Raw genomic sequence first — 26,019 nt, 5'->3', positions numbered from 1 at the left:
CCTCGCTCATCTGGCTCACGCCGGGGCGTGCGCTCGTTGTATTTCTTATCGTATACGATCTGGGTGGGTTTGGGAAGGGGGGGATCGATCCCCGGTTCCGAGCATCTCGATCCCTCCCTGCCGAGCATCTTCGATCCCCGTTTCCGAGAATGCGGAGTCCCGAACTGCTGCTTCCTCATCTCTGGAACCAGCAATTCGGGACTCCTCGTTTCTGGGAGGGGGAGGGGGGAGGGGAGGCGAGAGGGAACTGGGGGCCGCGCCGCGCCTCAGTAGCTCGCGCGCTCCGTGCCCGTGCCGCCGGTGAAGCGCTCGACGAGGGCCTCGGTCTGGCGGGCGAGGATCGCGACGTCGGCGCCGACGGCCACGAAGGAGGCGCCGGCCTCGATGTAGCGGTCCGCGTCGGCGGCGACGAAGGCATTGACGCCGACGGGCTTGCCCGCGGCGACACCCGCCCTGATCGCCCGCAGCACGGACTCGACCACGTCGGGGTGGTTCTGCTGCCCGAGCAGACCCATCGACGCCGCGAGGTCGGAGGGGCCGACGAAGATCGCGTCGATTCCGTCGACCGCCACGATCCGCTCGACATCCGCGACCGCGGCCGCCGACTCGATCTGCACGGTGAGGCTGATCGTCTCGGAGGCGCGGCCGAGGTAGCCCTCGACGCGGTTCCAGCGGGCGGACCTCGCGAGTGCCGATCCGACGCCGCGCACCCCGCCCCCGGAGGAGCCGTCGGGGTAGCGCACGGCGCGCACGATCTCGGCGGCCTGCTCGGCCGAGTCGACCATCGGGATCAACAGGTTCTGCGCCCCGAGGTCGAGGAACTGCTTGATCGTGACGGTGTCGCCGTATGGCGGGCGCACGAGCGGGGCGACGGGATAGGCCGACATCGCGTAGAGCTGTGCGAGCACTGATTCGAGGCCGTTGGGGGAGTGCTCGGCGTCGAGCAGCACCCAGTCGCAGCCGCTGCCGGCCACGATCTCGGCGGTGATCGGGCTGCCGGCGCAGGCCCAGAGTCCGATGAGCGGGCGCTCGGCCTCTTCCAGTCGGTCGCGGAGGGTCGCCGGGAGAGTCAGATGAAGCGGCATGTCACCGACCCCAGCTCGTGGTAGTCGGCGTGCACGGTGTCGCCGCGCTCGACCCACATCGGCTTCGTGAACGAGCCCGCGAGGATGATCTCGCCGGCCTCGAGCGACTGGCCGTGCTGCGCGAGCTTGTTCGCGAGCCAGGCGACGCCCAGTGCGGGGTGCCCGAGCACGGCGCCGGCCACGCCCGAGTCCTCGATCGTCTCGTTGCGGTAGAGCAGCGCCTTCGCCCAGGTGAGGTCGAGCTCGTCGACCTTCACGGGGCGTCCGCCCACCACCATCGCCCCCATCGCGGCGTTGTCGCTGATCGTGTCGACGATCGTGCGCCCCTCGAGCTCGAGGTGCGAGTTGAGCACCTCGAGGGCGGGGACGACGTAGGCGGTGGCGTCGAGTACGTCGAAGATCGTGGTGCCGGGGCCCGAGAGCGGCTTCGAGAGCACGAACGCGAGCTCGACCTCGATGCGCACGTTCGAGTAGCGGTCGAACTCGAGTACCGACCCCGACTCGTAGACCATGTCGTCGTGGATCACGCCGTAGTCGGGCTCGGTGATGCCGGTCGCGACCTGCATCACCTTGGAGGTGAGGCCGATCTTGTGGCCCACGAGGCGGGCGCCCGCCTCGATGCGGCGATCGGACCAGACCTTCTGGATCGCGTACGAATCCTCGATCACCATCCCGGGGTAGCGGGCGGTGAGCTTGGGCAGGATCGCGCGATCCTTGTCCGCCTGCACCAGTTCGTCTGCGATGGATTCGATCTGTGACTGCTCGAGCACTGGGCCTCCTGGTTCGTTCGGTGCGCGACGGTGCGCCGTGCGGCTCCGCCTCGCCTTGCGAAGATCGTATACGATCCCCCGCGCAGCGCGCCACTGTTTCGGCGTGAATCATCCGTGGCGAATTCGTAACATTCTCGGCATCGAATCCGACTTGTTTTTATTGTCAACGTGCGTAGAATGAAACCCGACGGCACGCCGGAGTGACGTCCATCGCATCTGTTGGGACACCGTTCCCGGGCTGCGCGGTGGAGTAGCGACGGCGCCTCACCCCTCACGCAAATCTCCGAAGACCGAGAGAAGTAGACATGATGAAGAAAACCCTCGCGGGCCTCGCTGCCGTAGCCGCAGTGTCGCTCGCGCTGACCTCCTGCTCGGCCGGCGGCTCCGGCGAAGGAAGCGGGGGCGGCGACGAAGCCGCCGCCGTCGTGCCGCTCAACGTCGGCAACTTCCTCGATGTGACCTCGTGGGACCCTGCACTCGCCGACATCGGCTTCGACGGCCCGTACCTCTCCGCGGTCTACGATCCGCTCGTCGTGGACAACGGCAAGGGCGAGCCCGAGCCGGCGCTCGCGACGAAGTGGGAGGTCTCCGACGACTTCAAGACCATCACCATGGATCTTCGCACCGACGCCGTGTTCTCGAACGGCGAGGAGTTCAACGCCGACGCCGCGGTCAAGAGCCTCGAGTACCTCAAGGAGGGCGTGCGCTCGCAGGAGGCCTACACGAAGGTCGAGAGCTTCGAGGCCGTCGACGAGGACACCATCGCCATCCACCTCACCCAGCGCGACGATACGATCCTCTACTTCATGGGTCTCGGCCGCAGCTACATGATGGCGCCCTCCGCCATCGACGACGGCAGCCTCGCGACGGCGCCCGTCGGATCCGGACCCTACACGCTCTCCGACGCGAGCGTCGCCGGCTCCGAGTACCACTTCGACAAGGTCGCCGACCACTGGGCCGCCGACGACTTCCCGTTCGATCCGCTCGTGATCTCGCCCCTCAGCGATCCGACCGCCATGCTCAACGGCATGGAGGGCGGCCAGTTCAACGTCATCTACGGCGACCGCACCGCGATCGATCTCGCGAAGGATCACGGCTGGAATGTGAGCTCGGGCGTCGCCACCTGGGTCGGCCTGCAGTTCACCGACCGCGCCGGCTCGACGGAGATGGGCAAGCCGCTCGGCGACGTGCGCGTGCGCCAGGCGCTGAACTACGCCTTCAACGGACCCGAGATGCTCGACGCCCTGGCGCAGGGCGAGGGGGCCGCCACCAACCAGGTCTTCCCCGACGGCACCGCGGGCAACGTGCCCGATCTCAACGGGCTCTACGAGTACGACCTCGACAAGGCCAAGGAGCTGCTCGCCGACGCGGGCTACGCCGACGGCTTCGAGGTGAAGATGCCCATGGCGCCTCCGTTCCAGCCCTACCAGGCCTCGGTGGAGCAGGTGTTCGGCGAGCTCGGCATCAAGGTGACGTGGGACGAGTACCAGTTCATGGACTACATGGGCAACGCGCCTACCTACCCCATGTTCATCGGCGTGATCTCGATGGACGGCAACGCGGTCGCCACGGTCGAGCGTCAGATCGTCAATCCGCAGTGGTACAACCCGAACACCGGCATGGATGACTTCCCCGAGATCAAGGCCCAGGCCGACAAGGTGTTCGCGGCCGAGCCGGGCGACGCTCAGACCGCCGAGATCGAGAAGCTCAACGAGATGGTCACCGAGGAGGCCTTCTACTCGGTCTGGTACCAGGCGAACAACGCCTACATCTCGACGTCGGAGTTCACCGTCACGCCGGTCATCGGCATGATGTTCCCGACCCTCCGCCACATCAACCTCGAGGGCTGACGGCGATCGGGGAGGGCGCGCGGTGCGCGCCCTCCCCGATCCTCCGTTCCCGAGTACCCACGACCCAGGAGATCCGATGCTCTCATTCACGCTCAAGAGGCTGCTCTCGGGGGTGATCCTGCTGCTCGCGGTCGCGACAGGCACCTTCTTCCTCGCGCACGCCGCGATCCCCGATCCCACGCTCGGCCTGCTCGGCAGTGCCGCTACGCCCGAGGCGCAGGCGGCGCTCGCGCAGAAGATCGGCACGGACCGACCGCTGCTCGTGCAGTTCGGCGACTGGGTCGGCGGCATGCTGCGGGGCGACTTCGGGGAATCCTGGAAGAACTTCCAGCCCATCGGCAAGCAGATCGCGCTCAAGCTCCCCGTCACGCTGTCGGTCGTGAGCGTCTCGATCCTGCTCTCCGCGATTCTGGGCGGCGTGCTCGGCGTCATCGCCGGCCTGCGCCCCAACACCTGGATCGACCGCGCCGTGAAGGCCGGATCGGTGATCCTCTTCGCCCTCCCCGGCTTCTGGGTCGCGCTCGTGCTGGTGATGATCTTCGCGGTGCAGCTCAAGTGGTTCCCCGCCGTCGGCTACACCCAGCCCTCGCAGTCCGTGAGCGGCTGGGCGCTGTCGATCACGCTGCCGGCGGTCGCGCTCGCCCTCGGGGCGATCGTGATGATCGCCGAGCAGCTGCGCAACGCCATCATGCAGGCGGACCGGCAGGATTACGTGCGCACGCTGCGCAGCCGGGGCCTGCCGCAGTGGCGCGTCGTCATCCACCTGCTGCGCAATGCGGCGCCCGCATCGCTCACGATCCTCGCCCTCATGTTCGTCGGCCTGCTCTCCGGCGCCATCGTCGTCGAGCAGATCTTCGCCCTGCCCGGCATCGGCGCCATGACCCAGGGCGCCTCTCAGAACGGCGACATCCCGATGCTGCTCGGGATCACGGTGATCACCGTGGTCTTCGTCGTCATCGTCAACTTCCTGCTCGACGTCCTGCTCGGCTGGATCAACCCGAAGGCCCGTGTGAAATGACCGCACCGATCACCGACACCGTCGCCGACTCCGTCGACTCGCGCGGCGGCAACCGCGGTACGACCCTCGTCCGCTTCCTGCGCCGCCCCGCCGGCGCCGTCACCACCGCGATCCTGCTGCTCATCGTGCTCGTCGCGGTGCTCGCGCCGTGGCTCTCGCCCTACGACCCCAACGCCGTCGACCTCGGTCTCGCGCGCTCTCTGCCGAGCGCGGAGCACCCGCTCGGCGTCGACACGACGGGTCGCGACGTGCTCAGCCGCATCATCTGGGGCACCCAGATCACGCTGTGGGGGGCGCTCGTCGCGATCCTCTCCTCGCTCGTGCTCGGCGTGCCGTCGGGGCTCGCGGCCGGATACTACGGCGGCGCGGTCGACCGCATCGGCACCTGGATCAGCGACGGGCTCCAGGCGATCCCCGGCATGATCATCCTGCTGATCGTGGCGACCGCCTTCCGCAACGATTTCACCGTGCTCATGATCACGGTCGGCGTGTTCATGGCGCCCGGCTACTTCCGCCTCACCCGATCCACCGTCATGGCGGTGCGCGGCGAGGCCTACGTCGACGCAGCCAAGGTCGCCGGCCTTTCCGACCTGCGCATCATGGGACGTCACGTGATCCGCGCGGTCGTCGCGCCCATCGTGATCCAGTCGGCTCTTACCGCGGGTATGGCGATGGGCATGCAGGCCGGCCTGCAGTTCCTCGGCATCGGCGGCGGCACGACCCCCGGGTGGGGCGCCGCGATGAACGAGGGCTTCCGCGTGATGCGCACCGATCCGCTCCTCCTGCTCTGGCCCTCGCTCGCACTCGGCATCACGATCGCCGTGCTCGCGATCATGGGGTCCACCCTCGCCGACGTGATCAGCGTCAAGACCCCGACCCTGTCGCGGAGAGAGCGCAAGCGCATCGCCCGCCTCAACGCCGAGAAGAAGCCGGTCGGCGCGACCACCACGACCACCGGTTCGATCTCGGTCGCCGCGGTCGACTCGGCCGTGCGGCTCGAGAACCTGCGCGTCAACTACGAGACCCCCGACGGCGAGGTCGAGGTGGTGCACGGCATCACGCTCGACGTGGCGCCCGGAGAGGTGCTCGGCATCGTCGGCGAGTCGGGCTCGGGTAAATCGCAGACCGTGTTCTCGATGCTCGACCTGCTGCCCAAGTCGGGCTATTACACGGCCGACGCCATCTGGATCGGCGGTGAAGATGTGACGGCGCTGTCGAAGCGAGATCGGGCGCAGCTGCTCGGCCACGAGATCGGTTACATTCCGCAGGAGCCGATGTCGAACCTCGACCCCTCGTACACCATCGCGTTCCAGCTGACCGAGCCCCTGCGCGCGGTGCACGGCATGAGCAAGGCCGAAGCACGGGAGCGGGCGCTCGCCATGCTCGACCGCGTGGGCATCGTCGACCCCGAGCGAGTGATGAAGTCGTACCCGCACGAGCTCTCGGGCGGCATGGCCCAGCGCGTGCTCATCGCGGGCGCAATCGCGGGCAAGCCCTCGGTGCTCGTCGCCGACGAACCGACGACCGCGCTCGACGTGACGGTGCAGGCGGAGGTGCTCGAGCTGCTGCGCGAACTGCAGCAGGAGTACGACATGGCCCTCGTGATCGTCACCCACAACTTCGGCGTCGTCGCCGACCTCTGCGACCGCGTCGTCGTGATGCGTTCCGGATCCATCGTCGAGATCGACGACGTCGGCCCCATCTTCGAGGATCCCGAGAGCGACTACACCCGAGAGCTCATCGCGGCCTCGCTCGACGGCGCGGAGAGCCGAGTGGAACTCGACACAGCGAAGGAGAAGCAGGCATGAGCGCGAACGAATCGGGTGCAGTCGGCGCGAGTGCGGTCGAGCCGCTGCTGCGCGCCGAGAACGTCGTCGTCGAGTACGGGTCGCGGCGCAAGCCCAACCGGGTGCTGCACGAGGTGTCCCTCGAGATCGGCGCGGGGGAGTGCGTGGGCCTGGTCGGGGAGTCGGGATCGGGCAAGTCGACACTGGGGAAGGCGATCCTCGGCCTCGTGCCCGTCGCCGGGGGCCGCATCACCTTCGACGGACGCGACATCACGCACCTCAAGGGCCGGGCGAGGCGCGACCTCGCCTCCGATGTCCAGGTCGTGTTCCAGGACCCCTACGGCTCGCTGAACCCTCAGATGACCATCGGCGACATCCTCTCCGAGCCGCTCTCGACCGCGGGGACCTCCCGCTCCGAAGCGCGCAGGGTCGTCAGCGAGATGCTCGAGCGGGTCAACCTGCCGGCGAGCGTCATCGACCGCTACCCGAGCGAGTTCTCGGGCGGCCAGCGGCAGCGCATCGCGATAGCGCGCGCCCTTGTGCGCAAGCCGCGGCTGATCATCTGCGACGAGCCGGTGAGCGCGCTCGACCTCACGACCCAGGCGACCGTGCTCGATCTGCTCATCGAACTGCAGCGCGACATCGGGGTCTCGTACCTCTTCGTCTCGCACGACCTGGGCGTGGTGCGGCGCATCTGCCACCGCGTCGCCGTGATGTACCGCGGCAATCTGGTCGAGATCGGGGAGGGGGAGCAGGTGACGCGGGATCCGCAGCACCCCTACAGCCGGCGCCTGCTCGCGGCCTCCCCGGTCGCGGATCCGGCACGGCAGGCGGAGCGCCGGGCGGAATGGCTCGCGCTGCGCGAGTCCCCGACGGCGTAGGGGCGATTCGCGCTCATCCCGGGCCGCGAACGCGGAGTGCCGAATTGCGGTTTCGAGCCGGCCCGAGGCCGCAATTCGGGACTCCGCGTCTGCGGGTGCGCGAGTGAGGGTGAGCTCGACCGGCGCGGCCCGCCCGGTGTAGCCTCGATCGGAAGCCGGTCGCCGTGGGCGAACCCCCATGCGACCGTTATGACGCACAGCACGAGGAGAACCGCTTTGACCGGAACCGGCCCGACATCTGCATCCGAGGCACGGCTGCTGCGCTTCGACGTCAGCGACCGCACACCGATCGAGGGCGCGCGCGAACTCGCCGGAGAGCTGGAGCGGGCGGCGGAGGGCGGCCGCTTCGCCGCGGTGATCGAGCTGCCCTCGGTCGTGAGCAAACTGCGGCTGCTGGGCAGCGCGGCAGAGCTCGTGCGCATCGCGAAGCGGATGAAGCCGCTGCTGCAGCAGAACTGCCTCGGGCTGGCCGTGGTGCTGTCGGCGGAGTCGCAGGCCGCGAATGCCAAGGCGATCCGCAAGGGCATGAGATTCTGGGGCGGCCCCTCCCGGGTCACCGATGACCCTGCGAAGGCGATGCGCTGGGCGGAGTCGTGGATCGCCGAGGGCGGACTCACAGCCGGGAGTTGAGCGCGTCGGCGCGGCGTCGAGGAATCCGCGGTAAGCTTGTATGATGACCAATTCTGAAAACGTCGACGCAGGCGAGCCCATCGAGACCGCCACCGACGTCGCCTCTACCGAGGCTGCTGTGCCGGCTGAGACCCAGCCCGAAGTTCCCGCGGAGGCCGATACCCCGGCCAACCCCGCTCCCGAGACCGATTCCACCACCGAGGCTGCCGCCGAGAAGCCCCGCACCACCTTCGCAGACCTCGGGCTCCAACCCGACGTGCTGCGCGCCATCACCGATGTCGGCTACGAGAACCCCTCGGCCATCCAGGCCGCGACGATTCCGGTGCTGCTCAGCGGCCGCGACGTGGTCGGCCTCGCGCAGACCGGTACCGGCAAGACCGCCGCGTTCGCGCTGCCGATCCTCTCCCGTATCCAGCCGGGCCTCGGCGTGCCGCAGGCCATCGTGCTCGCACCCACCCGCGAGCTCGCGCTGCAGGTCTGCGAGGCCTTCGAATCGTATGCCTCCCACCTGCCCGAGGTGCGCCTGCTGCCCGTCTACGGCGGCCAGGCCTACGGCCAGCAGCTGAGTGCACTGCGCCGCGGCGTCGATATCGTCGTCGGCACGCCGGGACGCGTGATGGACCACCTGAACCGCGGTTCGCTCGACCTCTCGCAGATCAAGTACCTCGTGCTCGACGAGGCCGACGAGATGCTGAAGATGGGCTTCGCCGAGGACGTCGAGACGATTCTCGCCGACACCCCGGCCGAGAAGCAGGTCGCACTGTTCTCCGCGACGATGCCCGCGCAGATCCGGCGCATCTCCCAGCAGCACCTCAACGACCCGCAAGAGATCAAGATCGCGGGTAAGACGCAGACGAGCTCGAACATCACGCAGCGCTACACCGTGGTCTCGTACACGCAAAAGCTCGACGCGCTCACGCGCATTCTCGAGGTGGAGGAGTTCGACGGACTCATCGTCTTCACTCGCACGCGCGGCGACTCCGAGCAGGTGGCCGAGAAGCTGCGCGCCCGCGGCTACTCGGCGGCGGCCATCAACGGCGACATCCAGCAGGCGCAGCGCGAGCGCACCGTGCAGGCGCTCAAGGACGGCAAGCTCGACATCCTCGTCGCGACCGATGTCGCCGCGCGCGGCCTCGACGTCGAGCGCATCAGCCACGTCATCAACTACGATCTGCCGATCGACACCGAGAGCTACGTGCACCGCATCGGCCGCACCGGCCGCGCCGGTCGCAGCGGTGACGCGATCAGCTTCGTCACCCCGCGCGAGCAGCGCCTGCTCAAGGCGATCGAGAAGGCCACCAAGCAGCCGCTCACCCAGATGCCGCTGCCGCGCGTCGAGGAGGTCAACGCCACGCGGCTCTCGCGCTTCGACGACGCCATCACGGCCGCGCTCGATGAGACCAAGCGCATCGAGGCCTTCCGCGACATCATCGACCACTATGTGCGGCACCACGATGTTCCCGAGGCCGATGTGGCCGCGGCGCTCGCCGTCGTCGCCCAGGGCGACACCCCGCTGCTGCTCACCGAGGCCGATGACCGCAAGTTCGAGCGCGATCGCGCCCAGGCCGCGCGTTTCCTGGAGGACGGCTCGCGAGGCCGTGATCGCGGCGACCGGGGCGACCGCCGGGAGCGCGAGGATCGCGGCCCGCGTGCGCGCCGCGACGACCTCGCGATGTACCGCCTCGAGATCGGGCATCGCCAGAAGGTGAAGCCCGGGCAGATCGTGGGCGCGCTCGCGAACGAGGGCGGGCTGTCGCGCGACGACTTCGGGCGCATCCAGATCCGCGACGAGTTCACCCTCGTCGAGCTGCCCAAGCACCTGCCCGCCGACTCGCTCGACAAGCTGGCGCAGACCCGCATTAGCGGCAAGCTCATCGACATGTCTCTCGACAAGGGCGGCTCGAGCGGTCGCGACCGCGGAGATCGCGGTGATCGTTACGACCGCGGGGGTCGCAACGATCGGTACGAGCGCGGGGATCGCGGAGACCGTTCGGGCGGATACCAGCGCCGCGACCGCGACGATCGAGGCGGCTACGATCGCAATCGAGGCGGCTACGATCGCGGCTCGCGTGACGATCGCGGTGGTTACGACCGGGGCGGCTACGACCGCAACCGCAACGATCGCGGCGACCGCGGATATGACCGTGGCGACCGCGGCAACCGCGGTTGGGACCGCGGCGACGACCGCCGGGGCGGGGGAGACCGCTGGGATCGTAACGACCGCCGCGATGGCGGCCAGCGCGACGGTGGTCAGCGCGACGGTGGTCAGCGCGACCGCGGCGGCAACCGCGCCGACGGCAAGCGCAAGCCCCGCTGGTAGACGCGGGTCTTACCGACTGCACGCTCGGGGCCGGACGCGTCGCGTCCGGCCCGCCCTACGAGAGCGCCGGCGAATCCCAGAGCCGCAGCCTCGTGCCGATGCCGCGCTCGATCGCGTTGCGGTAGACCTTGGTCGCCCACGCGACATCCTGCACGGGAATGCCGCCCGTGCCGAACACGAATACCTCGTCGTCGTGCTCGCGTCCGCGGGCGAGGCCGGGGATGATCTCGCCGAGGTCCTCGAATCGCTCGGCCGACAGGCTCCCGGCGCGCACGCGCTCGACGAGGTGCACGCCCCAGAGTCCCACGGTCTCGTACGCGGGAGCGGGCACCTCGTCGGCCCACACCTCGTAGATGCGCCGGGCGTCGACGACGTGCCGAGCTCGCTCGACCAGTGCATCGTCGAGCGCGAGGTGCGCTGGACAGAAGATGAACGCGCCGGGCTTCACCCACTCGTCGACGACGAAGGGATAGTGCTCGGATCCCGAAGGGCTGGGCACCGCGATGCTGACGATATCGGAGCCTCTGACCGCGGCCTCCATGCTGTCGACCGCCACCACCGAGGCGACCGCAGGGAACTGCTGTCGTGTCCAGCGGATGAACCCGTCGACGTCGGCTCGCACGATGCCGTGGACCTTCACCTCGACGATGCCGGGCCGCACCGCCATGAAAGCCTCGAACGAGGCGCGGTTGATCGGTCCCGGTCCGACCACGCCCACCGTGCGGGCATCCTCGCGTGCGAGGTATCGCGCCCCCACTCCGGGGATCGCGCCGGTGCGGTAGGCGCTCAGCAGGTTCGCCGACATGATCGCGAGCGGCGCCCCGGTGTCGGTGTCGTTGAGGGTATACATGAGGATCGAGCGGGGCAGACCCCTCTGGCGGTTCTCGACGTTCGATCCGTACCACTTGCACCCCGTCGCGCGGTAGTCGCCCCCGAGATAGGCGGGCATCGCCATGAATCGGCGGTCGGGGCCGTCGGCGGGCATGCCTGGGAACTCCGGATCGGCCGGGAACGACAGCATCGCTCCGTGCGAGAGGCTGTCGGCGCCGGCCAAGCGGTAGTCGCCCCGGGCGAACAGCTCGAGCACGTCGGTCATGGTGTCGACGCACGCCGCCATGTCGGTCACGCCGGCGGCGATCATGGCCGGCTCGTCGAGGTAGAGAAAGTCGAGGCCGGTGGAAGGCGCGCTGTCGGTCACTGAGGCCCCTCGAGCTCAGACCGTGGTGAAAACCTTGCTGGTGATGCGCCACACCCCGTCGCGCTTGATGAGCCCGAAGTGGTTGCGGAAGTCGGCGCCGAGGAAGCCTTGCTCGTCGAGCACGGCGTGGGCGATGTCACCGGTGACGGTCACGCTGTGGATCTCGGAGGAGTACTCGGGCCCTGCGGGTGCTGCGGTCGCCACGACGTTGTCGGCGAACTCCGCTCCGCTCATCGTGGCGTAGTCGGGTCCGAGATAGCCCCACATGATCGCGTTCGGATCGAAGGCGTCGCGCACGACCGCGGGATCGGCTGCCTTGCACCCGTCGACGTACTTCTGCACTGCGGCCTCGACCGCTGCTGCTTCACTCATACTGTTCTCCTGCTCATATCGGGAAGACGATGGGAGGTCTCACACGGCGACGAGACGACGGCGGGCGCGGTGCTCGAGCGAGCACCGCGCCCTTCTTCGAGCCTCGGGTCAGCGTCCGCTGATCACCTGGGGTTCGGCGACGGCTTTGAGGCCTTCGACGCCGAACTCGCGGCCGTAGCCGGACTTCTTCGCGCCGCCGAAGGGCACCATGGGGTGGAGCCCGCCGTGGGAGTTGATCCAGGTGGTGCCGGCCTGGAGGCGGCCCGCGACCTCGAGCGCCTTGGCGCGATCCTGCGTCCAGACCGAGGAGCCGAGGCCGAACTCGAGCTCGTTCGCGAGGCGGATCGCTTCGTCGAGGTCGGTGTAGCGGATGATGGGCAGCGCCGGCCCGAACTGCTCCTCGACGACGAGATCGTTGTGGGGGTCGATATCGGCGACGATGGTGGTCGGGTAGAAGTTGCCCGGCGCGTCGCGGTCGGGCTCCCCGCCGAGCACTACGCGGGCGCCGGAGGCCTTGGCGGCCTCGACGAGCCGGTCGACGGTGTCGAACTGGCCCGGGTTCTGCAAGGGGCCGAGCACGTTGTTCTCGTCGAGCCCGACGCCCATGGGCACGTTCGCGGCGAACTTCGCGAGCTCGTCGACGACGGCGTCGTAGACCGAGTCGTGCACGTAGAGGCGCTTGAGCGCGGCGCAGGTCTGACCGGTGTTGATGAACGCGCCCCAGAAGAGCTCCTCGGCGATCGCGGCGGGATCGACGTCGGGGAGCACGATGCCGGCGTCGTTGCCGCCGAGCTCGAGCGTGAGGCGGGTGACGTTGTTCGCCGACGCCTCGATGATCTGCTGGCCGACCGGGGTGGAACCGGTGAACATGATCTTCCCGATCTTCGGGCTCCGGGTGAGGGCGTCGCCCACGGTGCGGCCGGGACCGGTCACGATGTTGAGCACGCCCTCGGGCAGCACCTGGTTCATGACGGCGACGAGCGCGCGCACCGAGAGCGCGGTGGTGTCGGCCGGCTTGATCACGACGGTGTTGCCCATGCGCAGCGAGGGCGCGATCTGCCAGATCGAGATCATCATCGGCCAGTTCCACGGCGAGATCGCGCCGACGACGCCGATGGGGCGGTAGTGCATCTCGGCGTACCCGGACTCATCGTCGACGATGACCTCGACCGGCAGCGGGGTGTCGGCCGCGGTGCGGGTCCAGGCCACGCAGCCGCCGACCTCGAAGCGGGCGTTCGGGCCGTTGAGCGGTTTGCCCTGCTCGCGCGAGAGCAGCTCGGCGAGCGCCTCGGCGGACGCCTCGATCTTGTCCGCCGCCTGGTGCAGATACGCGCTGCGCTCCTCGTCGGAGAGCGCGGCCCACGCCGGCTGCGCCGCCTCGGCCGTGTCGATCGCGGCCTCGAGATCCTCGATCGACTGCTTCTGCACCTTCCCGATGACCTCGTCAGTGGCCGGATTGACCGAGTCACGCGTCTCGCCACCAGTGGCGACAACCGCCGCGAGCAGGCTTTCGTAGGTTTCCATGGATCCTCCAGGTCGAATACCGCTAGGTGCTCTCAGCGTAGCTTCCCCGCCTCATCGGGGCTTGACTCGTGCGGTGCCCCCGTTGTCTCTGAGGGAACAGTCGCCGGCGAGGGGGCGGGATCGGTCCCCGGTGCTTCACGGGCGAGCCGTCGGACGGCGAGCCAGCCGATGAGCGCGGCCGCCGCGGCGCCCGCCGCAATGCTCGTCGTCATGGTCGCGGCCGAGCTCCCGGCGAGCGCCGATACCACCGGTGCCGCGACGGCGCCGGCCGTGAACATGGCCATGCCGAGCAGCGCGGACGCGGTGCCGGCTCGCGACCCGTGCCCGCCGAGTGCGAGGGCCGTGCCGTTGGGCCCGCCGAGCCCCGCCGCCCCCAGGTAGAGTGCGAGCAGTGCGATGAACACGGGCACTGGCGCACCGAGCAGCGTCGCGATGAGCAGCGCGAAGGACGCGGTCGCCCCGGCGAGTTGCCCGGTGAGGTACATGCGCGCCGTGCCCAGCCGCCGCACGAACACCCGACTGATCTGCGCCCCGCCCAGCTGCGACAGTGCGTTCATCGCGAACACCAGGCTGAAGAGCTGCGGGGTGAGCCCGAACTGTCCCTGCAGCACGAAGCTCGACATCGAGAGGTAGGAGAAGAAGGCCGCGCCGCTCAGGCACGCCGCAAGCATGAGTGCGACGAACAGCGGATCGCGCAGCACCACCGAGGCGTGCGACACCGTCGTGCCGAGCACCCCGCCGGCGTGCCGCCCCGCCGCGGGCAGCGATTCCCGCAGACCGAACACCGCGACGAACACGAGCGCGGCGCCGATCCCCGCCAGCACGAAGAAGATGCCGCGCCAGTCCATCACCCGGGCGAGCTGCCCTCCGATCACGGGCGCGATGATCGGGGTGAGCGAGGTCACGAGCGCGAGCAGCGACAGCATGCGCGAGAGCTCGATGCCATGGAACAGATCCCTCGCCACGGCCATGCTGATCACCACCCCGGCCGATCCGGCGAGCCCCTGCAGGAGACGCGCCGCGAGCAGCACCTCGATCGTCGGCGCGATCGCGCACACCGCCGAGAGCACCGAGAAGAGGATCACCCCGACGACCAGCGGTCTTTTGCGGCCGAAGCGATCGGAGAGCGGGCCGGCGACGAGCTGCCCGATCCCGAGCCCGATCATGCACACCGACATGGTCGCCTGCGCGAGCGCATCGGAGGTGCCGAGGGATTGCGCGAGCTGCGGTAGCTGCGGCAGGTAGAGATCCATCGAGAGCGGACCGAAGGCCTCGAGCAGCCCCAGCACGAGGGTGATCCGCAGCAGCCCCATCGGCCGGGCGGGGGAGGATCGCGCGCTCCGTCGCCTCCGCGCGCTCATCGGGCGAGGATCCGGCGCCACCAACTGTCGCGGGCGTCGTTCGCGGCGCGCGACACTGCGGCATCGGGTGAGAAGCCCGTGAAGCCGTGGTACCCGCCGGACCAGACGTGCAGCTCGGCCTCTCCGCCGGCGGCCCAGATGCGGCTCGCGTAGTCGACGGACTCGTCTCGGAAGATCTCCGCCGAACCGACCTCGATGAACGCCGGGGGCAGACCCGAGAGGTCGGTCGCCCGCGCGGGAGCCTGGTACGGGTGCACGCGCTCGCCGCCGCGGTCTGCGCCGAGCGCGGCGTCCCAGCCGGTGTCGTTGTTGTTGCGGTCCCAGGCGCCGATGCCGTCGTACTGCCACGCCGAGACCGTGGCGTTGCGGTCGTCGATCATGGGGCAGCCCACGAGCTGTCCCGCGAGCGCCGGGCCGCCTCGGTCCCGCGCCATGAGCGCCACCGCGGCGGTGAGGCCGCCTCCGGCCGAGGCTCCCGAGACGACGATGCGGGTGGGATCGACGCCGAGCTCTGCGGAGTGCTGCGCCATCCAGGCGAGTGCTGCGTAGCAGTCCTCCGCGGCGGCGGGTGCCGGGTGCTCGGGGGCGAGGCGGTACTCGACCGCGACGCCGACGGTGCCGTAGCGCTCGGCGAGATCGATCAGCTCGCCGGTGCCGAAGAAGCGCGTGCCGAGCACGTAGCCCCCGCCGTGGATGCCGAGCACTCCCGGGAGAGGATCCGTCGTTCTGCGGGAGGAGTCGCTGGGACGCACGATCGTCACGTCGACGTCGGGCGCGCCAGTGGGGCCGGGGATCGTGCGGTGCTCCCACTCGACCGCCCTGCCGTCGGCCTGCGCCTCGATCGGCGGGATGACGGTCTCGAAGTGGGCGCGGTTCTCGAGGATCGTGTGGGCACGCAGCGGGATCCGCTCGACGAGATCGAGGAAGAAGGCGAGCCCGCTCTCGAGCTCGGGGTCATAGGGCACAGGAGCGGGGCGGCTCGCGGGCTCGGGCGCCCGGTAGGGGGAGCCGGTCTCAGGCATCGCCGCCTCCGCTCAGCACGCGGGCGATCCACGAGTCGCGCGATGCGAGCGCGGCCCGGCTGATCTCGGTGTCGGGCATGTACATGTCGAAGCCGTGGCATCCGCCGGACCAGACGTGCAGCTCGGCCTGTCCGCCGGTAGCCCAGATGCGCCGCGCGTAGTCGACGTCCTCGTCGCGGAACATCTCGGCCGCGCCCACCTCGATGAACGCCGGCGGCAGTCCCGAGAGGTCGGCCGCCCGCGCCGGAGCCGCGTAGGCCGGAGCCTCGGGCGAGTAGGCGAGCTCCTCGCCGAGCACGCACTCCCACGCGAGCAGGTTCGCCTCGCGCGCCCAGGTGCCGATGCCGTCGTACTGCAGGCTCGACACGGTCGAGTTGGTGTTGTCGAGCATGGGGCACAGCAGCAGCTGGCCCGCGATCGCTGGGCCGCCGCGATCCCGTGCCATGAGCGACACCGCCGCCGCGAAGCCGCCGCCTGCGCTGCCGCCCATCACGATGAGGCGATCCGGATCGGCGCCCAGCTCGGCCGCGTGCTCCGAGACCCAGCGGGTCGCGGCGTAGTTGTCCTCGGCCCCGGCGGGGTAGGGGTGCTCGGGGGCGAGCCGGTACTCGACGTTGACGCCGACCACGCCGTGTCGTTCGACGAGGTCCGCCACCCGGCCATGCTCCCAGGTGCGATGCCCGACGATCATGCCGCCGCCGTGGAAGTTCACGAGCACCGGCAGCGGGCTCGGCCCGCGATCCGCGGGAGCGAACACCGTGATCTCGAGGTCGGGTGCGCCATCCGGCCCGGGGATCAGCAGCTCCTCGGCGGTGACGGGGCGCCCCGCGACCAGCTCGGCGCCGCTCGGGAAGGCCGGCCCGGCGCCGGGTTCCCGCATCGCGGCGAGCGTGGCGCGACTCAGCCCCGGCTGGGGCGATGCCGCGAGGGCCTCGAGCGCGGGCAGCAGCTCGGGATCGAACGGGACGGGGGCGACGCTGGGGGCGCCGTGCGCGATCGGACGGTTCGGGGTGCTCATCGCGCTCACGGCCCTTCCGGATCGACGAGACCGCGATCGGCCCAGAACGGTTCGACGCGGGCGCGGATCTCCTCGGCGCCCACACGCTCGAGCAGTTCCAGACTGCCGAGGTTCGCCTCCAGCTGCGCCTCGCTCGAGGTGCCGAAGAGCGTCGTCGCCGTCGCCGGGTGCGTGAGCGTGAACGCGATCGCGAGCTGCACGGGGGTGCCGCCCAGTTCCTCGGCGAGCTCCACGAAGGCCGGCACGTCGTCGATGATGCGCTGGCGGATCCCGCCCGGATCCCGACCCACCACGCGGTCGGTCTCGACCTTGCCCGCGAGGTAGCCGCCCTCCATCACGTCGGAGGCCTGCATCGAGAGCCCCCGCTGCCACAGCCGAGCGAACGGCTCGCCGTCGGGGATCGAGCGGCGCGAGACGCTGTACTTGAGCTGCGCGATCTCGGGGCGGGCGACGCCCTCGGCCTCGGCGATGTCGAGCAGGGCCTGCACGTTGGCCGCCGACCAGTTGTTCACGCCCCAGGCGCGGATCAGACCGTCCCGGCGCAGCTCATCGAGGCTCAGGGCGATATCGCGCAGCTCGACGTCGTCGCGGCGCAGATCGCCGAGGATCACGAGGTCGGCGCGGTCGTCGCCGACGCGGAAGAGGGCGTTCTCGAGCTGCGGGCGGAATCCGCGATCCGAGTCCCACCCCTCGAGCCACAGCTTCTCCGAGAGCAGGTAGTCGTCGCGGCGCACACCCGCGGCGCGGATGATCGCCGAGAACAGCACGTCGGTGAACGCCGGCGGCATGCCGGGGGCGCCGTAGACGCCTACGTCGAACAGGTTGATGCCGCGGTCGATCGCGGTGCGCACCATCGCGACGGCGTCCTCGAAGTGCATGCGGTCGTAGATGTGCCAGGAGCCGAGCGCGAAGATCGAGGTCTCGAGGTCGCTCAGGCCGATGCGGCGGCGGGGGATCGGGGTGTTCATGTACAGGTCCTTTCAGTGGAGTCGCGGATCAGGCGGCGTCGATCCGCGGATCGATCACGGCCTTGACCTCGCCCAGACGGTGCATGTTCGCGATCCGGTCCGAGGCCTCGGCCAGGCCGCAGGGCGCGGAGAACAGCTCGTCCCACGGGAAGCGGTCGGCGAAGGTGCGGAAGAACTCGATCGAGCGGTAGTAGTCGGAGACGTCGCCGTTGAGCGATCCGACGACGGTGAGCTCCTTGCCCATGACGGTCGAGAGCGGGAACGGGTCCCCCGCGGGGCCGGTCGAGCCGACGATCGCCACCGTGGCGCGCTGCGCCGCCATGGCTACGGCCTCCGGTCCGATGCTCGGAGCGCCCGCGAAGTCGAGCACGAGATCCGCGCCCTGCCCGTCGGTGATCTCCATGACGCGCGCGATCGTCGCATCCGACCCGCCGGGCCCGCCGTCGACGCCGGCGGCGCCGATGTCGACCGTGTGGGTCGCGCCGAAGCGCTTCGCCAGCTCGAGCCGTGCGGCGGGCGCCCCGACGGTGACGACGGTGCCGGCCCCCGAGATGCTCGCGACGGCCGTGGCGAACAGGCCCAGTGCCCCCGAGCCCTGCACCACCACGCGCGATCCGGCACGCACGCCGCCCGCCCGATCGAAGGCCCGCAGCACGGTCTTCGCCGCGCAGCCGGCCGCCGAGGCCCACGTGTCCTTCACCTCGGCCGGCAGCCGCAGCTTCTGGGCGCCGGGGGTGACGTAGGCGTAGTCGGAGAGCCCTGCGGTGGCGTAGGGCGGCACGTCGCTGCGCTGCAGGAAGCCGTAGCCGCGCTTGGAGCAGGCGTTCGGCTGGCGCAGCATGGTGCAGCCGAAGCACTCGCCGCACACCGACTCCGACCAGCCGAGGCGGTCGCCGACCGCGATGGGCTCGCCGAGGGCGTCGGTCGTGCCCTCGCCGACCGCGACGACCTCGCCGACCATCTCGTGGCCGAGCACCATCGGCAGCATGCCGGGGAAGCTCATCTTGCCCGCCCAGATCTCGATGTCGGTGCCGCAGAGGGTGGTGCAGGTGATGCGCACGAGCGCCGCGCCGGCTTCGATGCGCTCCGGCAGAGGCAGGTCCTGCATCTCGAGGGGGCGCCCGTGCTCGGTGAGCACCGCGGCGCGGGTGGACGTGGGGATCGTCATCGAATGCTCCGTTCCGTGGATGTCGGCATGGCGTCGTTGCCCGACTGCCGAGGATGTGGTTTTATTCTACATACGTTGACCCAAACGGGAAGCCCGATTCGCCGATGCGATGCGGGCGCCGAACCGAGAGTCGCGAAATCGCGAGGTCGCGAGAGAATTCATCGAGACGGAGTGCATCCATGGTGCAGTGCAGTGACACATCCTCGGGCGGGGCGCGCGAGGTCGACCCCTTCTTCGCGTCCGGTCGGGCGGACCTCGTGCTGCGCGGCGGAACCGTGCTGACCATGGCCGAGGGGAGCGGCAGTGCGGGCGTCGGTGGCGCAGACGACCGCGCCGAGGCCGTCGCGGTCGTCGAAGGGCGCATCGCGGCCGTCGGCTCCGACACCGAGATCGAGCCGCTGATCGGCCCCGGCACCCGCGTCGTCGATCTCGCGGGCCGGGCGCTGCTGCCGGGCATCAACGACTCCCATCTGCACGCCACCTGGCTCGGGGCGCGCTGGCCGCACACCTTCTTCGGCGCTCCGGATCCCGAGGCCGCCGCGAAGGTGAGCGGGATGCTCGCGCCGGATCGGGCCTCGCGCCGCGCCGCGATCCTCGCCGCCGGCCGCATGCTCTCCGAGCTCGGCATCACCAGCTACACCGAACCCGGCATCGGCCCGGGGGAGGACGACGGCGAGACCGGGTGCTTCCACAGCGAGGTGCTCGACGTCTACCGCGAGCTCGCCGCGGCCGGCGAACTGCGCCAGCGGGTCACCATGCTGGCCCTCTACGGGGTTCTCGACGGCCCGTGCGACGTCGATACCGTGCTCGCCGGCATCCGCGAGCGGGCGGCAGCCGATCCCGAACCCGATCCCGCCTGGCTCAACGTCCCCGGCGTGAAGATCTTCGGCGATCTGATCCCGCTCTCGCGCCAGGCGTGGACCTCGCACCCCTACGACGACGGCACCCACGGCGACCTGCTCGTGCACGGCGACACCGTCGAGCAAAAGGCCGAGCGGCTCGCCGAGATGATCCGAGCCGCCCACGCGGCGGGCCTGCAGATCGGCCTCCACGCCACCGGCGACCGCGCGATCCAGGTCGCGCTCGACGCGATCGCCGAGGCCCAGGCCGCGCCAGACGCCCCCTCGTCGCACGAGCTCGGCCACGTCATGATCCACGGCGACCTCGCGACCGAGGCTCAGGTGCGGCGCATGGCCGAGCTGGGCGTCTGGCTCAATACGCAGCCCGGCATCGCCGCCATCACTCGCGACTGGCTCGCGAGCATGATGGGTGATGCCGTGGCCGACAGCGCCTGGCAGCTCGGCGCCGCGCTCGATGCGGGGGTGCTCGTGCTCTCGTCGGATTCGCCGATCCTCGGGTTCGACTGGCGGAGATGGATCGCCGACGCCGACGCCCGCATCGTCGCGATGGGCGGATCGGCCGCGCCGGAAGCGGCGCGAGACCGCCTGCATCGGTTGCTGCGCGCCTACACCGCGGTGCCGGCGGCACAGGACCGTGCCGCCACGTGGAAGGGCACGATCGAGACGGGCAAGGTCGCCGACCTCGTCGTGCTGGCGCGCGACCCCTTCGAGGTCGGTGCCGCGGCGCTGCCCGAGGTGCCCGTCGACCTCACCGTGCTCGACGGGCGGGTCGTGTTCGAACGTTAGGCGGCGCGCTCCCGCATGCGCCGATGCCAGCCCCGAGCCCAACGCCAATCCCGACCCAAGGCCGACGCCAACGCGGAGTCCCATTCTGCTGGTACTCCTCGGGTGGAAGCCGCAGTTCGGGACTCCGCGTTGGCGTGCCGGTGCGGGTGCGGGTGCCGGTGCGGGTGCGGGTACCCAGGCTCAGGTGAGCAGCTGGCCACCGTCCACGGCCAGACTCACTCCGGTGATGTGCCCGGCATCGGTGCTCGCCAGGAATACCACGGAGGGTGCGATGTCGGTGGTCTTCGCGAGGTCGCCGAGCGGGATCCGGCTCGACCAGGCCTCGCGCGCCGCCGATCCCTCGGGCATTCCCATCTCGAGCGTTGGCGTGAGCACGGGCCCGGGGGCGACCGCGTTGACGCGGATGCCGTGGGCGGCCAGCTCGATCGCCGCCCAGCGGGTCACGGAGTCGACCGCTGCCTTGCTCGACTCGTAGGCGCCCATGCCCGGGGTCGGCTGGCGTCCGCCGATCGACGAGATGTTGACGATCGAACCACCGCCGCTGGCCGCGATGCGGTGCCTCGCGAACGCCTGGATCATGTTGAAGGTGCCGATCACGTTCACTTCGAGGATCGAGCGGTAGGCGTCGGGTTCGAGCTCGGTCACCGCTCCGCGCACCGACAGGATCCCGGCGTTGTTGACGAGCACGTCGACGCCGCCGCGCTCGGCGAGGCCGTTCAGCGCGGCGGCGACGGCCGCGGCGTCGGTGATGTCGAGCGCGAGGGCCTCGGCGCCGAGCTCCGATGCCGCCGCGGTCACCGCTGCGGCATCGCGGTCGGCGAGGATCGCGCGATCCCCGGCTGCGATGAAGGCCCGGGCGATGCTCTGTCCGATCCCGCCGGCGCCGCCGGTGATGAGGACGGTGCGGGGTCCAGTGCTGCCTGGGCTGGGGCTGGAGGTGGGCGCGGGTGAGGTCACGGTGACTCCTTCGTCGGTCGAATGCGAGAGTGGATCGTTCGCGATTTATATTATACGATCGTAGAAAATAAACGGCAACGGCTCGGCGGAGCCGGAATCTCGAACTGCGAGGAGGCGGTTGTGGAGTTCAACGGCAAGGTTCCCACTCGGAAGCTCGGACCCGGCGGGCCGGAGGTGCCGGTCTTCGCGCTCGGCTCCTGGAATATCTGGGACCGCATGGAGGCCGCGGATCGCCGCGCGCTGATGAGCCGGGCCGCCGAAGCGGGATCGGCGTTCTTCGACGTGGCCTACTACAACATGGGGCCGCATGCCGAGGCCTCCCGCACCGACCTGCTCTTCGGTGAGACGATTCGGGATCTCGGCCTGACGCGCTCCGACTATCGGCTCTGCGGCAAGCTCTGGCTGTGGGAATACCCCGATACCGGCTTCGCGAGCCAGATGGACGTCTCGCTCGAGCGCATCGGCGCCGGGGCCGGCGGACCCGAGAGCTTCGACACGGTCGTCGTGGGCGACTTCATGGGTGACATCGATATCGCCCAGGTGGTGCGCGATGTGCAGGCGGAGATCGACCGCGGCAGCTTCGCCAGCTGGGGGGTCAACAACTGGCCGGCCGAGTCGCTGCAGCTCGCGCTCGATACGGCGACCGCCGAGGGGCTGACCCCGCCGAGCTTCGCCCAGCTCAAGTACGGGCTCGTGCGCCGCAGCATGGCCGAGGGGGAGTTCTACGGACGCTGGTTCGAGAACGGCAAGCTCGCGCTGCAGGCATCGGATGCCTTCGAGGGCGGGATCCTGGTCGGCAAGCTCGAACCGCGCCGCAAGATCGGCGCCGACGTCGGGGGGATCCGCGAGCGCATCGTCGCAGCCTACCCGCGCGTCGCCGAGATCGCTGCAACGTTCGATGCGACGCCCGCGCAGCTCGGCATCGCGTTCTGCCTCGCGAACCCCGCGACGGCGAACGTGCTCTTCGGGGCCTCGAGCGTGCGGCAGCTCGACGACAATCTGGGTGCGATCTCGCTGCTCGACCGCGTGGGGGCGGAGCGAATCCGCGAGGCTACCGCGGAGCTCTGGCTCGACCGAGAGGTGCGGGCCGACGGTGTCTGGGAATCCCCTGCGTCCCCTGTGCCCCCTGCCGCGTAGGGGTGGACGCCTGCCGACCCTCCCCATGGATCGCGGAGTCTCAAATTGCGGGGTCGAGGGCGGGGTAAGCCGCAGATTGACACTCCGCGATCGAGAAGTCGGCGTGGCTTGAGCGTGCGCTACTTCGCTCACACCTGGCCGAAATTGACCGGATGACTCGAATTGGCCCCAGACGTGGTGGATAACTCGTTTCGGGTGCCGAGGCCGCGCCAGGATGCTGGGCATGCCTCGCGATCCCTCACCCCTCCCTCCGTGCCTCGTCGGTGCGCCGTTCACGGTGAGCGCCGCGCTCGCGTCAGGGGTACCGCCTCATCGGTTGCGCTGCGCGGATCTGGAGCGGGAGTTCCACGGCGTGCGAGCACCTCGCTCTGAAGTGCGGAGTCTGGCGGATCGCTGCCGTCTGCTGCTGACGGACAAACCTGAGAACTGGGCCATCGGCGGAGCCACGGCGGCGCGGCTGCACGGGTTGCCCCTGCCCAGGGCACTTGAGACCGATCCCCGACTGCACGTGGTCGCGATCGGCGGTGCGAACGCTCCCGGCGGCAGGGGAGTGTGCGGCTCGCGTACGAAACGCGCGCTGCCGGTCGTGATGCGGAGCGGCGTGAGGGTGCTCGCTCCGGAGTATGCCTGGGCATCACTGGCGGGGCTGGTGTGGAGCGACGTGGCACTGCTCGTCGCAGGCGAGCGACTGTGGGATCGCTTCGAGCCGCTGGTGTCGGTCGACGCCGTCGACGCCATGCTCGGAGATCTGCGCAATTGGAGGGGCATCGCTCGTTTGAGGGCGGCACGGGTCCGTATGATGCCGGGTACGCACTCCCCGCGGGAGACGCGGCTGCGGCTTCGTCTCGAGGACGACGGAGTGCCGACGGGCGTTCCGAACGGGCGGATCGAGCTCGCGGGCGGTGAGGTGTTCTACGGCGATCTCGTGCTGTACGAGTACCGGGTGGTCTTCGAGTACGACGGCGAGTATCACGGCGAGGAAGCCCAGCGCGGGCGAGACGCGAGGCGTCTCAACGCGCTCGGCTCCGAGGGGTGGCTGCCGGTGTGCTTCACGCGATACGACAGCCTCAGCAGCCAGCTGCGGCAGGCGCGCCGGGCGTTGCGCTCACGGGGCTGGCATCCCACCTGAGGAAACGCGGAGTCCCGAATTGCGGGTTCGGGTGGTGGTGATCCCGCAATTCGGGACTCTGCGTTTCCTGGGGGTGAGGGGGTGAGGGGGTGGCTACTGGGCGAGGAAGCGGATCGCGGCCTCGCGGAACTCCGGGCTGTCGAGCGCGCCGCGGTGATCGCCGGGCACGCGCGTGAGGGAGCCGTCGGGCAGTGCGTCGGCGAGATCCTCGATGCCCTGCGTCATCTGATCAGTGCTGCCCGCGACGAGCAGTGCGGGCACGGCGGGGGCCGTGGACTGCGGCGCGAAGGGCTCGCTGGCGAGGCCCGGGATCAGCCTGGCGAGCGACGCGGTGTCGCGTCCCGGCGCGGAGATCATGCCGGCCATCATGCCGACGAGCGGGTTGCCGGGCTCGGCGCCGGCGAGGGCCGCGTCGAGTTCGGCGGGATCCACCGCGGTGAACGGCTCGAGCGGGCTCACCCCTCCGAGTACCATGCGCCGCACGCGGGGCGACGCCGCGGGCAACTCCCACGCGAGCCTGCCGCCGAGGGAATACGCGATCACGTCGAACGCGCCCTCCGGGGCGATCTCGGAGACGCCGTCGAGGATCGCGGCGACCACCGCCGAGGTGGTGGCCTCGGCGGAGGACTCGACGGCCGGGCTCTCGCCGTGTCCGGGGAGGTCGATCGCGATGGCCGAGCGCCCGACCGCGTTCAGCGCCTCGGGCCAGCCGGTCGCGAGGAAGTCCTCGGCTGCGCTCGATGCGAAGCCGTGGATCAGCACGACGGGCGGCAGATCGCTCTCGGGTGCGGGGAAGTGGTGAACTGCGAGAACCATTGGGAAGCCTTTCGACGGTGAAGGGTGGGCGGTGAGGTCTGGGGGAGCGGGCCGGGATGCTCGGCGCGATCCCGCATCGTACGGCTCGGGATCGCGACAGTCGGCGATCCCGAACCTCCGTTATTTTCTATGGTAGTAGAAAATAAGCCACCGGGGCGCTGGACTTTTTATGTCTACGTATGTAGAGTTTCCGCAGGCCACACCACGGACACCGTCGTCCCGCTCGCGGGGCGGCCCTGAATCGCAAGGAACGACTCGCATGACCGCAACCCCCTCCCGCATCGTCGACATCGCCATCGGATTCATGGGTGCGAAGCAGCTCGACGCGGCGGCTCGCATCGGCCTCTTCAAGGCGCTCGCCGACGGGCCCAAGAACCTCTCCGAGCTCGCAGCCGCCACGCAGCACGCGGAGCGCCAGGTGCGCACCCTCGCCGACGCCATGAACAGCCTCGGCCTGCTCGGGCGCGAGAACGGCGTCTACTCCCTCGCAGCAGACGCCGAGAAGTACCTCTCGGGCAAGGGCGAGATCGACCTCACCCCGTTCGTCGCCTTCCTCGGCGACATCAGCTACAAGCAGTGGCTCGGCTACGACCAGACCGTCGACACCGATGAGGCCGGCACCCTCGACCTCGACGAGGCGGGCTGGGCGTTCTTCCTGAACGGCGTGATGACCTACAACGCCCTGCACGCCGAGCAGTTCGGCGAGGCGTTCGACTTCTCGCAGTACCGCAACGCGCTCGACTTCGGCGGCCTCGCGGCCGGCTTCTCGATCGTCGCGATGCAGCAGAATCCCGAGCTGAAGATCCGCTTCGTCTACGCCCCTGACATGTCCGGGGGCATCGCCGAGGCCGCGGCTGCAGCGGGGCTCGCAGACCGCGTGACCGTCGAGGAGGGCGCCACCGAGTCGACCGAGCCCGGCGGTGAGCACGACCTCGTGCTGCTGACCCACGTGCTGCACCGCTTCGACGAGACCCAGAACCGCGAGATCCTGCGGGCGTCACGCGGCGCGGCCGCCGAGGGGGCGACGCTCATGCTGCTCGACTTCTTCCTCGATGAGGACGAGACGCAGCGCCCTATCGACGCCCTGCACGCCGGCGAATACTTCAACATCGACGGCACGGTCGTGTACCCGATCGCGCAGGTGGAGGGCTGGCTGGCCGAGACCGGTTGGAAGGCCGAGCGCCTCGTCGCGCTGCCCGGCAGCCCGCGCGTGCTCGTCGCGACCGCGGTCTGAGCTCGGGTCGGGTCTCCGCTCCCTGAGCCTGTCGAAGGGGCTGAGAACCGGTCCCTTCGACAGGCTCAGCGGCGGGGTATGAGGGTCGGGCGTGCAAGCCCGGGATGTGAACGCAATGGAGGATCGCG

Annotated in this window: 22 protein-coding genes; 10 read left to right on the top strand and 12 right to left on the bottom strand. The window is 69.9% G+C overall.

The window, feature by feature from the left end:
- Positions 1-266: 266 nt before the first annotated feature.
- Together AC0KXF_RS08380 and AC0KXF_RS08375 are read right to left on the bottom strand one after the other, a co-directional pair.
- Positions 267-1,085, bottom strand: a complete 819-nt coding sequence (locus tag AC0KXF_RS08380; RefSeq protein ID WP_473108747.1) for an HpcH/HpaI aldolase family protein — start codon at positions 1,083-1,085, stop codon at positions 267-269.
- Complete coding sequence (locus AC0KXF_RS08375; protein ID WP_473108746.1) at positions 1,070-1,855, bottom strand: fumarylacetoacetate hydrolase family protein; 786 nt, start codon at positions 1,853-1,855, stop codon at positions 1,070-1,072. The genes AC0KXF_RS08380 and AC0KXF_RS08375 overlap by 16 nt, the downstream gene beginning before the upstream one ends.
- A gap of 305 nt (positions 1,856-2,160) precedes the next feature.
- Between AC0KXF_RS08375 and AC0KXF_RS08370 the strand changes: the two genes are divergently transcribed.
- The 6 genes from AC0KXF_RS08370 (at position 2,161) to AC0KXF_RS08345 (ending at position 10,341) form a co-directional block, all read left to right on the top strand.
- On the top strand, positions 2,161-3,705 hold the full coding sequence (locus AC0KXF_RS08370; protein WP_473108745.1) for an ABC transporter substrate-binding protein: 1,545 nt from the start codon (positions 2,161-2,163) through the stop codon (positions 3,703-3,705).
- Positions 3,706-3,781: 76 nt separating this feature from the next.
- Positions 3,782-4,723 (top strand): ABC transporter permease, encoded by a 942-nt coding sequence (locus AC0KXF_RS08365; protein ID WP_473108744.1) that lies wholly within the window; start codon positions 3,782-3,784, stop codon positions 4,721-4,723.
- Positions 4,720-6,531: a dipeptide/oligopeptide/nickel ABC transporter permease/ATP-binding protein gene (locus AC0KXF_RS08360; protein WP_473108743.1), complete on the top strand. Its 1,812-nt coding sequence runs from the start codon at positions 4,720-4,722 to the stop codon at positions 6,529-6,531. Before AC0KXF_RS08365 ends, AC0KXF_RS08360 begins: the two co-directional genes overlap by 4 nt.
- On the top strand, positions 6,528-7,391 hold the full coding sequence (locus AC0KXF_RS08355) for an ABC transporter ATP-binding protein (RefSeq protein ID WP_473108742.1): 864 nt from the start codon (positions 6,528-6,530) through the stop codon (positions 7,389-7,391). Before AC0KXF_RS08360 ends, AC0KXF_RS08355 begins: the two co-directional genes overlap by 4 nt.
- Positions 7,392-7,607: 216 nt before the next feature.
- Positions 7,608-8,021: a hypothetical protein gene (locus tag AC0KXF_RS08350; RefSeq protein WP_473108741.1), complete on the top strand. Its 414-nt coding sequence runs from the start codon at positions 7,608-7,610 to the stop codon at positions 8,019-8,021.
- Positions 8,022-8,064: 43 nt separating this feature from the next.
- Entirely contained in the window at positions 8,065-10,341 is a 2,277-nt protein-coding gene (locus AC0KXF_RS08345) for a DEAD/DEAH box helicase (protein ID WP_473108740.1), read from the top strand.
- 55 nt (positions 10,342-10,396) lie between these two features.
- Here AC0KXF_RS08345 and AC0KXF_RS08340 read toward each other — a convergent pair whose 3' ends face one another.
- The 8 genes from AC0KXF_RS08340 to AC0KXF_RS08305 all read right to left on the bottom strand — a co-directional run bounded on the left by AC0KXF_RS08340 (position 10,397) and on the right by AC0KXF_RS08305 (position 18,972).
- On the bottom strand, positions 10,397-11,539 hold the full coding sequence (locus AC0KXF_RS08340) for a tyramine oxidase subunit B (protein ID WP_473108739.1): 1,143 nt from the start codon (positions 11,537-11,539) through the stop codon (positions 10,397-10,399).
- A gap of 15 nt (positions 11,540-11,554) precedes the next feature.
- On the bottom strand, positions 11,555-11,911 hold the full coding sequence (locus tag AC0KXF_RS08335; protein ID WP_473108738.1) for a nuclear transport factor 2 family protein: 357 nt from the start codon (positions 11,909-11,911) through the stop codon (positions 11,555-11,557).
- 108 nt (positions 11,912-12,019) lie between these two features.
- Positions 12,020-13,435, bottom strand: coding sequence for an aldehyde dehydrogenase family protein (locus AC0KXF_RS08330; protein ID WP_473108737.1), 1,416 nt, complete (start codon positions 13,433-13,435; stop codon positions 12,020-12,022).
- Between the two features lie 32 nt (positions 13,436-13,467).
- A complete protein-coding gene (locus AC0KXF_RS08325; protein WP_473108736.1) occupies positions 13,468-14,796 on the bottom strand; it encodes a multidrug effflux MFS transporter in 1,329 nt (442 codons plus the stop codon).
- A complete protein-coding gene (locus tag AC0KXF_RS08320) occupies positions 14,793-15,818 on the bottom strand; it encodes an alpha/beta hydrolase (protein ID WP_473108735.1) in 1,026 nt (341 codons plus the stop codon). The genes AC0KXF_RS08325 and AC0KXF_RS08320 overlap by 4 nt, the downstream gene beginning before the upstream one ends.
- Entirely contained in the window at positions 15,811-16,836 is a 1,026-nt protein-coding gene (locus AC0KXF_RS08315) for an alpha/beta hydrolase (RefSeq protein ID WP_473108734.1), read from the bottom strand. The genes AC0KXF_RS08320 and AC0KXF_RS08315 overlap by 8 nt, the downstream gene beginning before the upstream one ends.
- A gap of 5 nt (positions 16,837-16,841) precedes the next feature.
- Positions 16,842-17,804 carry an aldo/keto reductase gene (locus tag AC0KXF_RS08310; protein ID WP_473108733.1) on the bottom strand — a complete coding sequence of 321 codons (963 nt, stop codon included), beginning with the start codon at positions 17,802-17,804 and terminating at the stop codon, positions 16,842-16,844.
- A 28-nt stretch (positions 17,805-17,832) separates the two neighbouring features.
- On the bottom strand, positions 17,833-18,972 hold the full coding sequence (locus AC0KXF_RS08305) for a zinc-binding dehydrogenase (protein WP_473108732.1): 1,140 nt from the start codon (positions 18,970-18,972) through the stop codon (positions 17,833-17,835).
- A 179-nt stretch (positions 18,973-19,151) separates the two neighbouring features.
- Between AC0KXF_RS08305 and AC0KXF_RS08300 the strand changes: the two genes are divergently transcribed.
- Entirely contained in the window at positions 19,152-20,618 is a 1,467-nt protein-coding gene (locus AC0KXF_RS08300; protein WP_473108731.1) for an amidohydrolase, read from the top strand.
- A 180-nt stretch (positions 20,619-20,798) separates the two neighbouring features.
- On the opposite strand, the gene AC0KXF_RS08295 is transcribed toward AC0KXF_RS08300, so the two are convergent.
- Positions 20,799-21,575, bottom strand: a complete 777-nt coding sequence (locus AC0KXF_RS08295; protein ID WP_473108730.1) for an SDR family NAD(P)-dependent oxidoreductase — start codon at positions 21,573-21,575, stop codon at positions 20,799-20,801.
- 120 nt (positions 21,576-21,695) lie between these two features.
- Here AC0KXF_RS08295 and AC0KXF_RS08290 point away from each other — a divergent pair, with 120 nt between their 5' ends.
- Positions 21,696-22,712, top strand: coding sequence for an aldo/keto reductase (locus tag AC0KXF_RS08290; protein WP_473108729.1), 1,017 nt, complete (start codon positions 21,696-21,698; stop codon positions 22,710-22,712).
- 223 nt (positions 22,713-22,935) lie between these two features.
- On the top strand, positions 22,936-23,841 hold the full coding sequence (locus tag AC0KXF_RS08285) for a hypothetical protein (protein WP_473108728.1): 906 nt from the start codon (positions 22,936-22,938) through the stop codon (positions 23,839-23,841).
- A gap of 93 nt (positions 23,842-23,934) precedes the next feature.
- Here AC0KXF_RS08285 and AC0KXF_RS08280 read toward each other — a convergent pair whose 3' ends face one another.
- The gene (locus AC0KXF_RS08280) at positions 23,935-24,657 is read right to left on the bottom strand and encodes an alpha/beta fold hydrolase (RefSeq protein ID WP_473108727.1); all 723 of its coding nucleotides are present in this window, start codon (positions 24,655-24,657) and stop codon (positions 23,935-23,937) included.
- Between the two features lie 259 nt (positions 24,658-24,916).
- On the opposite strand from AC0KXF_RS08280, the gene AC0KXF_RS08275 reads away from it, so the two are divergent.
- The gene (locus AC0KXF_RS08275) at positions 24,917-25,891 is read left to right on the top strand and encodes a methyltransferase (protein ID WP_473108726.1); all 975 of its coding nucleotides are present in this window, start codon (positions 24,917-24,919) and stop codon (positions 25,889-25,891) included.
- The last annotated feature ends 128 nt before the right edge of the window (positions 25,892-26,019 follow it).

The sequence above is a fragment of the Leucobacter holotrichiae genome (assembly GCF_055791005.1).
The sequence above is the reverse complement of the archived record's forward strand: the minus strand, read 5'-3'. Positions and strand labels throughout refer to the sequence as shown.